The sequence below is a fragment of the uncultured Kordia sp. genome (assembly GCF_947496985.1).
In the GTDB taxonomy this organism is placed as follows: Bacteria; Bacteroidota; Bacteroidia; order Flavobacteriales; family Flavobacteriaceae; genus Kordia.
Window position 1 is genome coordinate 1081401 of record NZ_CANMEZ010000001.1, and the last position, 12165, is coordinate 1093565.

The window sequence follows — 12165 nt, forward strand, 5'->3', positions numbered from 1 at the left end:
TGGACTTACTCTAAAGTGATTGATTTAACTATTTGCAATAGCGTCTTTAATTTTTACTTCAAGCTCTTCGAGTAACTCAGGATTGTCTTGCAATAATGTTTTTACTGCATCTCGTCCTTGTCCGAGTTTTGAATCTCCGTAACTAAACCAAGAACCACTCTTTTTTATGATTTCATAATTAACACCGATGTCTAAAATTTCTCCAACTTTAGAAACACCTTCACCATACATAATATCAAACTCTACGGTTTTAAATGGTGGTGCAACTTTGTTTTTTACAACTTTTACACGTGTCTTATTTCCTTTAACTTCTCCGTCACTTGATTTAATTTGTGTAGAGCGTCTAATATCCAAACGAACTGAAGCGTAGAATTTTAATGCGTTTCCACCAGTTGTTGTTTCAGGGTTTCCGAACATTACACCAATTTTTTCACGTAACTGGTTAATGAATATTACAGTACACTGTGTTTTATTTATAGAAGCTGTTAATTTACGAAGTGCTTGTGACATTAAACGTGCATGTAATCCCATTTTAGAATCTCCCATTTCACCTTCAATTTCACTTTTTGGAGTCAAAGCAGCAACTGAGTCAATTACTACAATATCAATAGCTCCTGAACGAATTAAATTATCTGCAATTTCTAAAGCTTGCTCTCCATGATCAGGTTGAGAAATAATCAAATTGTCAATATCAACACCTAAACTTTCAGCGTAGAAACGGTCAAAAGCATGTTCTGCATCAATAAAAGCAGCAATTCCACCTTTCTTTTGCGCTTCAGCCATTGCATGTAATGTTAAGGTCGTTTTACCAGAAGATTCAGGACCATAAATTTCAACAACTCTTCCACGTGGATATCCACCAACTCCTAAAGCGATGTCTAAACCAAGTGAACCTGAAGAAATGGTATCAACTTCTTGTACAACAGAATCACCTAGTTTCATTACAGCACCTTTACCATATGCTTTATCTAACTTATCTAACGTAAGTTTTAAAGCTTTTAATTTTGCTTCTTTTTCTGAACTCATTATATCAATTTTCTAGTATTTCTTACTGTGCTAAATTACTATTTCTTTTTGCTGAAAACAATTCGCCGGAATCGATTTTGACTTTTTATGCTAATTTTTTTCTACATCGGACGCAACCTTTCTAAAGTATTGACATCTACTTTACAAACAATGTCCATGTTTTAATGAGAATTTTAAGCAAAATAATATTTCAAAAAAGGCATACAGCAGCAGTAGCTTTCTACGGTAACTGCAAGCTTGACGGTGGCTAGCTTCATTGTTAATTCTATTTTCAATAGAAAAATTTAATATTAACAATGAATTAGCTAGTAGAAGTGCTTCCATTTTGTGGAAGCACTTTTATTTTTCCTGTAGTTGCAGTAAAAAGTATTTTTTAAGTTCAAAAAACACGTTCTTAACGTCTATTTATTTCTTTTTTTGAACTTAAAATTAGTCAAAATCAGCATATTTTAACTGCAATTGTTCTCTTCTAAAAAAAATCTGAAACTAAAAGTATGGTATCTATTTCAATATCACTGTATAAAATGCATAAGCGTAGTAAATTTTATACAAGCGTTGGTATTTTGATAATATGATATTTTCCTTATAGAATAAAATTCTTCTTTTCCGCAGTGTAGTACGATTTTTTCGTTAAGATTTTTTGAAGTCTTAGAAATCAAATATTCATGAACTCATCCATTTTGAAATAAAGATAGTGAACTAAAAAAATGAGAACTTATAAAAGGTATTCACATATTTTTTATGTCTTTTTGAAACACTTTTACTTTGGGACAATTATATTGAATAAAAAAATAATAGGCAGTTACAACAAAAAATGTAATTTTGTCCAAAATATACACTTTAACCTTAAATAATTGATATAGCATGCAACTGTACAATAAATTAAGTGCTAAAGAAAGAGCGGAACTTATCGAAAAAGCAGGTAAGGATCGTATGACAATATCTTTCTACAAGTACGCCAACATCGGAAATCCTGAAATTTTACGAAATCATTTATTTATCAACTGGGACAAAATAGACGTTCTAGGTAGAATTTATGTTTCTTACGAAGGGATAAATGCACAACTTTCGGTTCCAGCCGAAAATTTCAATGCATTCAAAACACACTTGGACACCATTGCGTTTCTAGAAAATGTACGATTAAACGTAGCCATAGAACAAGATAACATGTCGTTCTTAAAACTAAAAGTAAAAGTCAGAGACAAAATTGTTGCCGACGGATTAAATGACGAAAGCTTTGATGTAACAGAAAAAGGTGTGCATGTTGGAGCAGAAAAATTCAACGAATTATTAGATGATCAAAACACCATTTTGGTAGATATGCGTAACCATTACGAAAGTGAAATTGGTCATTTTCAAGGCGCTATTACACCTGATGTAGATACATTTCGCGAATCATTACCAATAATAGAAGAAGATTTATCTGATCATAAAGATGATAAAAACCTAGTGATGTATTGTACTGGTGGAATTCGTTGTGAAAAAGCTAGTGCTTACTTTAAACACAAAGGTTTCAAAAAAGTATACCAATTAGAAGGTGGAATCATCAATTACGCACGTCAAGTAGAAGCGCAAAACCTAGAAAATAAATTTATAGGTAAAAACTTTGTATTCGATCATCGTCGTGGCGAACGTATCTCAGAAGATATCATTGCCAATTGCCATCAATGTGGAAACCCATGTGATACACATGTAAACTGCGCTAATGAAGCCTGTCACTTATTATTTATTCAATGTGAAACCTGTGCTGAGAAAATGAACGATTGCTGTTCTGATGACTGTAAAGAAGTACACAGTTTACCGCTTGAAAAGCAAAAAGAATTGCGAAAAGGGAAAGTGGTAAGCAACAAAATCTTTAAAAAAGGAAGATCGGAAGTATTGAAGTATAAAAAGTAGATTTTCGATGCTACAGAAATAATCCTATCTTTACATTTTTAGAGAAAATTATGAACCCCATATCTGCGCACCCGAATACATGCAGATTCTATATATAAAAATATGAGTTGTAACAGTTGTTCAACTGGTAAAGATGGTCAACCAAGAGGATGCAAGAACAATGGTACTTGCGGAACTGATAGCTGTAATAAGCTAACAGTATTCAATTGGTTATCAAACATGTCGTTACCTAGCAATCAAAAACCATTTGATTGTGTAGAAGTACGCTTTAAAAATAGTAGAAAACATTTTTATAAAAATACAGAAAACTTATCGCTTAGCATTGGAGATATTGTAGCTACAGAAGCTTCTCCAGGACATGATGTTGGAATTGTTACCCTTACTGGAGAATTGGTAAGAGTACAAATGAAAAAGAAAAAAGTGAGTCATGATAGCGAAGACGTACGAAGAATATACCGAAAAGCTTCTCAAAAAGATATTGATGTTTGGTCAAAAGCCAGAGATAGAGAAGAAGAAATAAAAAAACGTTCCAGAGAATTAGCCATTGCACTTGGACTACAAATGAAAATTTCAGATGTAGAATTTCAAGGAGATGCTTCCAAAGCAACGTTTTACTATACCGCTGAAGAACGTGTTGACTTTCGTCAACTAATCAAAGACATGGCAAAGGCATTCAGTATTCGTATTGAAATGCGTCAAATTGGTTTTAGACAAGAAGCAGCTCGCTTAGGCGGAATTGGCTCTTGCGGACGCGAGTTGTGTTGTTCAACTTGGCTAACAGATTTTAGGTCGGTAAATACGGCTGCAGCCAGATATCAACAACTATCGTTAAACCCACAAAAACTTGCAGGACAATGTGGAAAACTAAAATGTTGTCTTAACTTTGAATTAGATGCATACTTAGAAGCATTGCAACAATTTCCAAAAAGTGATGTAAAACTTTATACGGACAAAGGAACTGCAGTTTGCCAAAAAACAGATATCTTTAAAGGACATATTTGGTATGCATACGAAGGCGAATGGATGAATTGGCACAAACTAACCACTGATCAAGCCAATGAAATCATAGAATTAAACAAAGAGAAGAAAAAAGTAATAAGTTTAGAAGAATACGCTATCGAACTTATTGAAGAAGATACTAAAACAGACTTTGAAAACGTTGTAGGGCAAGATAGTCTTACGCGATTCGATAAGAAACCCACTCGAAACAGAAAAAGAAGAGGCGCTCAAAACAAGAAAAAGCGTAGAAACAACAATGGAAACAAAGCTACTGTTAACGCAGATGGAAATGCTAAAAAAAGCAGAAATCAAAATGCTAAAAAAAGCAACAAACCAAACGCAAAAAGCAGTAACAACGCAAAGAATAGCAACAATACTAACAAAAATAGTAACGCTGCTAAGAGTACAAGCAAGAATAATAACAGACGTAAAAAACCTAACAAAAATGCAAAGCCTAAATAAAATCGCATTTTTTATCTGTATTATCAGTACATTTCTACTAGTTTCTTGTGACGGCAATCGTGTTTTTGACGAATATGCTTCCGCAGGAAAAACTTGGGAAAAAGACACCGCACTCACTTTCAAATTTCAACAGCCAGACAGCACAAGCAATTACAATTTGTTTGTGAATGTGAGAAATACAAACGAATACGAATTTCAAAATCTATTTCTCATTGTCAACATGAACTTTCCAAATGGAAATGTCGTTTCTGATACCTTAGAGTACGAAATGGCAAAATCAAATGGAGAATGGCTTGGTAAAGGGTTTATGGCAACCAAAGAAAGTAAACTTTGGTACAAAGAAGATGTACGTTTCCCATATGAAGGAACGTATGAAATTGCCATCCAACAGGCCATGCGAAAAATTAATGAACCAGACGGAATCCAAAGCTTAAAGGGAATCTCGGAGGTTGGCTTTAGAATCGAAAAAAAATAGTACAAACAACGTATTGAAATGGCAAAAAAGCAAGTCAAAAAAAAACAAGAGAAACCTACTTCTTTCAAAAAAATTATCAAGTGGTTTTGGATTTTATTCTTGGGTGGAATCGCAAGTATATTCTTATTATTCTTATTAGCTTCATGGGGCGCATTAGGCGAAATGCCTTCTTTTGAAATCCTAGAAAATCCACAAACAAATTTAGCAAGTCAGGTATTATCTTCCGATGGAAAAACCTTAGGAAAATATTACTTACGAGATAACAGAACACCTGTTGGTTATAAAGAATTGCCAAAAGATTTAGTAAATGCATTAGTAGCAACAGAAGATGCGCGTTTTTATGATCATGCAGGTATTGATGTGCGTGGTACTATTAGAGCAGCTGTTTTTTTAGGCAGTAAAGGTGGAGCTTCTACAATATCACAACAATTAGCAAAACAATTATTTCACGGAGAAAGAGGTGAAGGATTATCCAGATATACACAGAAAATCAAAGAATGGGTTATTGCAACACGTTTAGAACGTCAATACACCAAAGAAGAAATCATTGCGATGTATTTCAATATCTATGATTTCAATAACAATGCTGATGGAATTCGCTCGGCGGCGAATATTTACTTTGGAAAAGAACCAAAAGAACTCAAAATAGAAGAGTCAGCAATGCTCGTAGGAATGTTTAAAAACTCATCCTTATACAATCCGAGAAGAAATGCAGAAGGAGTAAAAAATAGAAGAGATGTTGTATTGGCGCAAATGTATAAATATGATTACATCTCCGAAGAAATAAAAGATTCACTTCAAAACTTACCGCTAAAAATTGACTACCATCCAGAATCGCATAATGCAGGATTGGGAACCTATTTTAGAGAGCATGTGAAAAAGTTTATGAAAAGATGGGTTCGTGAAAATCCTAGAGATGACGGAACACGCTATAACATCAACTTTGATGGGCTAAAAATATACACAACCATTGATTCACGCATGCAAAAGTATGCTGAAGAAGCAATGGAAGAACATATGACAAAACTACAAGCAGAGTTTTTTCATCAAAACACAAAAAAACGTAACAAAAATGCGCCATTTGCACGTGATGTAGAGCAAAGTAGAATTGATTATGTGATGGACAGATCTATGCGTCAATCGGAACGTTGGCGTGTGATGAAAAAAGATGGGAAATCTGAAAAAGAAATCATAGCGTCATTTGACAAAAAAATACCAATGAGACTTTTCACTTGGAAAGGTGAAAAAGACACCATCATGTCACCACGTGATTCACTTATTTTTACAAAATACTATTTACGTGCTAGTTTTATGTCATTAGAACCACAAACAGGTCAAGTAAAAGCTTGGGTAGGAGGAATCAATCATAAATACTTCAAATACGATATGGTAAAACAAGGGAAACGTCAAATTGGCTCTACCTTCAAACCATTTGTATACGCTACAGCAATTGATCAATTACACTTATCTCCTTGTGACTCTATGCCAAATGGACCTTTCTGTATAGAAGCAGGTAAGTATGGACTCTTGGAACCTTGGTGTCCAAGGAATTCCGATAATAAATACGAAGGAATGCGTACATTAAGAGGCGCATTGGCAAATTCTGTAAACACAGTAACTGCACGTTTAATGGACAGAGTAGGACCCGCAAATGTTCGATCGTTAGCACAACGATTAGGTGTAGAATCTGATATCCCAGAAGTGCCATCCATTGCCCTAGGGACACCAGATATTTCATTATATGAAATGCTAGGTGCATACGGAACCTTTGTAAATCAAGGTGTGTATGTAAAACCTGTAGTCATCAGTAGAATAGAAGACAAAAATGGAACAGTATTATACGAATTTGTTCCAGAAACCAAAGATGTATTAAGCGAAGAAGTTGCGTATACGGTAGTGAATCTTATGGAAGGTGTAACAAAAAGTGGTTCAGGAGCTAGGTTACGTACAAAAGGAGCTAACAAATGGAATAAAATGTATGATGAAATCATTACTGGGTATCCATATGAATTCAAAAATCCAATAGCAGGGAAAACAGGAACTACTCAAGATAACAGTGATGGTTGGTTTATAGGAATGGTGCCAAATTTAATTTCTGGAGCTTGGGTTGGTGGAGAAGATCGTCAAGTGCGTTTTGCTTCTACAACTTACGGACAAGGAGCTTCTATGGCATTACCAATTTGGGGATTATTCATGAAAAAATGTTATGCGGATCCTAATTTAGGAGTTTCTAAAGGAAAATTTCCTGAACCAGAAGACTTAACCATCAATGTAGATTGTTCAAAAACGACTAAAAAAGGTGACGAAGGACAAGAAGATCCGAACGATGATCAAAATAATGATGGAATTGACTTCTAAATAATTCTTAAAAAAAGGAAACATCTTTTGAAATTTTCGTAATTTTCAGTCAAAATACTGATTGATGATTAACAAAAAAATAAATACTGTACAACAAGCCGTTGAAGGCGTCAAAGACGGAATGACTTTGATGCTCGGCGGTTTTGGTTTGTGCGGAATTCCCGAAAATGCCATTGCCGAACTGGTAAAACTTGGTGTAAAAAATCTAACATGTATCTCAAACAACGCTGGTGTAGATGAATTTGGTTTAGGGTTGTTACTACAACAACGTCAAATCAAAAAAATGATCTCATCTTATGTGGGTGAAAATGACGAATTTGAACGTCAAATGCTTTCAGGCGAATTGGAAGTAGAACTCACACCACAAGGTACCTTAGCAGAAAAATGCAGAGCAGCACAAGCAGGTTTTCCAGCATTTTACACGCCAGCAGGTTACGGAACGGAAGTAGCTGAAGGAAAAGAATCTAGAGAATTTAATGGTAAAATGCACATCTTAGAAAAAGCATTTGAAGCAGATTTTGCTTTTGTGAAAGCTTGGAAAGGTGACGAAGCTGGAAACCTTATCTTCAAAGGAACGGCACGTAATTTTAACCCGTGTATGTGTGGCGCAGCTAAAATAACAGTTGTTGAGGTAGAAGAATTAGTGCCAGCAGGCGAATTAGATCCAAACCAAATACATATTCCAGGGATTTTTGTACAACGAATTTTCCAAGGAGAAACATTTGAAAAAAGAATAGAACAAAGAACGGTAAGACAACGTTGATTTGAAATCAATCATAAAAATAATTAGCAAAATTATTGCTACATCCAAAAGAAAACAGCTCGGTTTTAAAAGTTGATAAATATTCATTTTCAAATTTTTAAATCGACGCATTATCAAATTAAAAAATATGTTGGATAAGAATGGAATCGCGAAAAGAATCGCAAGAGAAGTGAAAGACGGTTACTATGTAAATCTTGGAATTGGAATACCGACACTAGTTGCTAACTTTGTTAGAGATGATATTGAAGTAGAATTTCAAAGTGAAAACGGGGTATTAGGAATGGGACCTTTTCCTTTTGAAGGAGAAGAAGATGCTGATATTATCAATGCAGGAAAACAAACCATTACGACTTTGCCAGGTGCAAGTTTCTTTGATTCGGCTACAAGTTTTGCAATGATTCGCGGAAAACACGTCGATTTGACAATTCTTGGAGCAATGGAAGTTGCCGAAAACGGAGATATTGCCAACTGGAAAATTCCAGGAAAAATGGTCAAAGGAATGGGTGGCGCTATGGATTTAGTCGCTTCCGCAGAAAATATAATAGTTGCTATGATGCATACCAACAAACGTGGTGAATCTAAATTGCTTAAAAAATGTTCGCTTCCGTTAACAGGTGTTGGTTGTGTAAAAAAGATTGTAACTAATCTAGCCGTTTTAGAAGTTGTAGAAAGTGGATTTAAGCTTCTAGAAAGAGCTCCAGGTGTCTCTGTAGAAGAAATAGATAAAGCTACAGAAGGAAATTTAATAATAGAAGGGGATATTCCAGAAATGAAGTTATTGTAGCTTTCACCATATAAGCATAACAATCAAAAAGAATTACAGGCATCATATTAAACAAGATATGATGCTTTTTTTTGGTCTAAATCGAAAATGTGTAAATACTCTACAAAAACACTAGATATAATTATTAATTGTCAGAAAATCAGTATGTTGAAATTTGTTGAAAACTTAATAAATTGAGAAAAAATATGTGTATTTCATCGAAAAAACCTACTTTTTATCGTATAATTCACAAAAAATTAACATATTTGATGCGTTTTTAACACTTGTTGAAAACAAAAAGACCAACTTAAAAACTTTTAATATGAACAAAAAAATTACACTCTTTTTGATGGCTTTCCTATGCCTCACAATGACATTTGCGCAAGAACGCGAATGTTCTACAATGGAAAACCTAGAGTACAGAAAGCAACTCGATCCACAATTGGAAGCACGCATGCAACAAATTGAGGATTACACTAGAGCTAGAGCTCAACAAGGAAACACGGAAAGTGTTAGTGGTAATATTATAACAATTCCAGTAGTTGTTCATGTATTATACACAAATGCTACAAACAACATCAGTGTAGCACAAATTCAGTCTCAAATTGATGTTATCAATGAAGACTTTAGAAGAACTAATCCAGATGCGGACAATACATGGTCACAAGCAGCTGATACAGAAATTCAATTCTGTATGGCAACTGTAGACCCAAATGGAAATGCAACAACTGGAATTACTAGAAAATCTGTTTCAAGAACAGATTGGGGAACAAATGATGATATGAAAAAAGCATCACAAGGCGGAGTAAATCCTTGGGATACTTCAGAATACTTAAACATGTGGATTGTTCCTCAAATGACAAGTGGAGGAAGAACGATTTTAGGATACGCACAATTTCCTGGTGGAGCCGCTTCTACAGATGGTGTTGTAATGGCATACAACTACTTCGGTAGAGTAGGAAACGTATCGGCTCCATTTGACGGAGGAAGAACAACAACACACGAAATAGGACACTATTTAAACTTACGCCATATTTGGGGAGACGCTAATTGCGGAAACGATTTTGTAAGTGATACGCCTACGCACCAAACTTCTAATGGAGGATGCCCAACTGGTCAAGTATCTTGTGGGTCTGTAGATATGGTACAAAACTATATGGACTATACAAACGATTCATGTATGAACCTATTTACATTGGGACAAAAAAATAGAATGAGAGCTGTATTAGACGCAGGTGGAGTTCGTAGAAGCTTAGCACTTTCTGACAAGTGTGGTTCTACACCACCACCACCAACATGTACTGATGGAATCCAAAATGGAGACGAAACAGGAGTTGACTGTGGAGGTTCATCTTGTGCACCTTGCCAGTCTGGATGTTCAGACAATGAAGTAACACTAACAATTACATTTGATAACTACCCTGAAGAAACTTCTTGGTCATTAGTAACTGATGGCGGAACAACAGTCGCTTCTGATAGTTATTCAACTTCAAATGCAGACGGATCAACAATAACGCAAACATTATGTTTGCCTGATGATTGCTATACATTTACAATCAATGATGCTTATGGAGATGGTATTTGCTGTTCATTTGGAAATGGTTCATATACATTAACAGGGCCAAATGGGCAAATTAAATCAGGAGGAAGTTTTACTTCATCTGAAGCTACAGATTTTTGCTTAGGAAGTACGCCACCACCACCACCAACATGTACTGATGGAATTCAAAATGGAGACGAAACAGGAATAGATTGTGGAGGTTCATCATGTGCGCCATGTCAAACAGGAGGAACTACGTTATTACACGAAGGATTCTTTGAAACTGGATTAGATGGATGGGCTGATGGAGGAAGCGACTGTTTCCGTTACAACGGATCGCGCTCATACGAAGGATCGTACTCTATGCGATTAAGAGACAACTCAGGAACAGCATCTGCAATGACATCTGAAACATTCGACTTACGAGGATTTGATCAGGTAGAATTTAAGTTCTATTTCTATGCAAACTCTATGGAAACAGGCGAAGACTTCTGGGTTAGATATTACAACGGATCTTCTTGGAGTACTGTAGCAACATATGCTAGTGGAACTAACTTTAACAATGGTACTTTCTATTCGGCAACAGTTACTTTAGACAGTGCTAATGTAAACTTTGCATCTAACTCAAGATTTAGAGTTCAGTGTGATGCTAGTGCTAACGCAGATCAAGTATACATTGATCAAGTAACTATTAATGGTATTAGTGGAGCTAGAGCAATTAATACAAGATCTGGTCTTGAAACCTTACGTACAGGTCCAGAAGGATCAGTAAGTGGAGATTTCTTAATGTCGCCAACAATTACACGTGGAAATATTAACATCAACTTAGCAAGTTATAACCTTAACACATCATACAGAATCCTAAACTTATTAGGTCAAACAGTAAAAGCTGGAACTATTAAAGATGGAAGATTAAATGTGAGTGAATTAAAATCAGGAGTTTACTTATTAGAAGTAAGTGACGAAGAAGAAAAAATTATTGAGAAGTTTGTGAGGGAATAAGCTAACAACTTCAATACAATTTTTATAGAAATGAAAACGCCCAAGTGTAAAAGCTTGGGTGTTTTTTTGTTTATAAAGTTTATTATTCAGTACAAGGAAGTAAAACAGTAATTGATTCTTAATACATATCAAATCTAGTGTAAGAGGAGCGCAAATGACAACGGTATTGTAAGTATGCTCAAGCGTTTCCTGATCTTTACCACCTTTTATTCACTCTTGATCAAAAAAACATTACCTAATAGTAAAGCAAACAATTAAAAAGTATTCTAACAAAACGGTTTGTATTCTTAATATAGTATGGTTACAAAGCAATTATGTATGATGTATTTGACTCAAGAAGCTAAAAAAAGCGAACCTTGGTTCGCTTATAAATTTATACAAGTATAGCTTTTAAAACTACCTCTTTTTTAGTCACACTTTGTCATTATTCACAATCTTGTTCCCAGGTCGGTAAAAAGCAAACACAAGTTTCTTCATGAGTTAAACAATTGCCTGTAGGGTCGCCACCACCGCAATTAGTATTTTCTGAGCCAAGGCATTCACCTGTACCAAATACTGGGCAACATACATCAATAAAGTTTTGACTAAGGGTAACTCTTTCAAATCCTCCTTTTGTGTGGCTAAGATTCGAAACTGATTTCTTGTTTAACACTAACGACTTTAAATTCTTTTTTTTCATAATACATGATTTTAGTTAAATATTGAAGCAATGATATAGGTTAAAATGCTACAAAAAAAAGGACGATAGTCGTATTTATTTAAAACCGAGTGCTGATTTTTAGCTGTAATGTTTATGACCAATTCTGTTGTTTTAAGAAGCTAGAAACGGTTTCGCCCGTTTTTTTCTGAAATGCTTTTGAGAATGAATTTGCTGAGGCAAA

At 34.9% G+C, this 12165-nt stretch carries 9 protein-coding genes; 7 read left to right on the plus strand and 2 right to left on the minus strand.

Annotation, left to right across the window (positions count from 1 at the left end; all coding sequences use genetic code 11):
* Positions 1 to 24: 24 nt before the first annotated feature.
* Positions 25 to 1026, minus strand: coding sequence for a recombinase RecA (gene recA / locus Q0828_RS04925; protein ID WP_298418194.1), 1002 nt, complete (start codon positions 1024 to 1026; stop codon positions 25 to 27).
* Positions 1027 to 1890: 864 nt separating this feature from the next.
* Here recA and Q0828_RS04930 point away from each other — a divergent pair.
* The 7 genes from Q0828_RS04930 (at position 1891) to Q0828_RS04960 (ending at position 11284) form a co-directional block, all read left to right on the plus strand.
* Positions 1891 to 2922: a rhodanese-related sulfurtransferase gene (locus Q0828_RS04930; protein ID WP_298418195.1), complete on the plus strand. Its 1032-nt coding sequence runs from the start codon at positions 1891 to 1893 to the stop codon at positions 2920 to 2922.
* A 102-nt stretch (positions 2923 to 3024) separates the two neighbouring features.
* Positions 3025 to 4383: a regulatory iron-sulfur-containing complex subunit RicT gene (ricT, locus tag Q0828_RS04935; RefSeq protein ID WP_298418196.1), complete on the plus strand. Its 1359-nt coding sequence runs from the start codon at positions 3025 to 3027 to the stop codon at positions 4381 to 4383.
* Positions 4367 to 4858, plus strand: coding sequence for a gliding motility lipoprotein GldH (locus Q0828_RS04940; RefSeq protein ID WP_298418197.1), 492 nt, complete (start codon positions 4367 to 4369; stop codon positions 4856 to 4858). Before ricT ends, Q0828_RS04940 begins: the two co-directional genes overlap by 17 nt.
* An 18-nt stretch (positions 4859 to 4876) precedes the next feature.
* Positions 4877 to 7216, plus strand: a complete 2340-nt coding sequence (locus Q0828_RS04945; protein WP_298418198.1) for a transglycosylase domain-containing protein — start codon at positions 4877 to 4879, stop codon at positions 7214 to 7216.
* Between the two features lie 64 nt (positions 7217 to 7280).
* Positions 7281 to 7979 (plus strand): CoA transferase subunit A, encoded by a 699-nt coding sequence (locus Q0828_RS04950; protein WP_298418199.1) that lies wholly within the window; start codon positions 7281 to 7283, stop codon positions 7977 to 7979.
* Positions 7980 to 8106: 127 nt separating this feature from the next.
* Positions 8107 to 8763, plus strand: a complete 657-nt coding sequence (locus Q0828_RS04955) for a CoA transferase subunit B (RefSeq protein ID WP_298418200.1) — start codon at positions 8107 to 8109, stop codon at positions 8761 to 8763.
* Between the two features lie 301 nt (positions 8764 to 9064).
* On the plus strand, positions 9065 to 11284 hold the full coding sequence (locus tag Q0828_RS04960; RefSeq protein ID WP_298418202.1) for a M43 family zinc metalloprotease: 2220 nt from the start codon (positions 9065 to 9067) through the stop codon (positions 11282 to 11284).
* Positions 11285 to 11708: 424 nt separating this feature from the next.
* On the opposite strand, the gene Q0828_RS04965 is transcribed toward Q0828_RS04960, so the two are convergent.
* The gene (locus tag Q0828_RS04965) at positions 11709 to 11963 is read right to left on the minus strand and encodes a hypothetical protein (RefSeq protein WP_298418203.1); all 255 of its coding nucleotides are present in this window, start codon (positions 11961 to 11963) and stop codon (positions 11709 to 11711) included.
* Between the last annotated feature and the right edge of the window lie 202 nt (positions 11964 to 12165).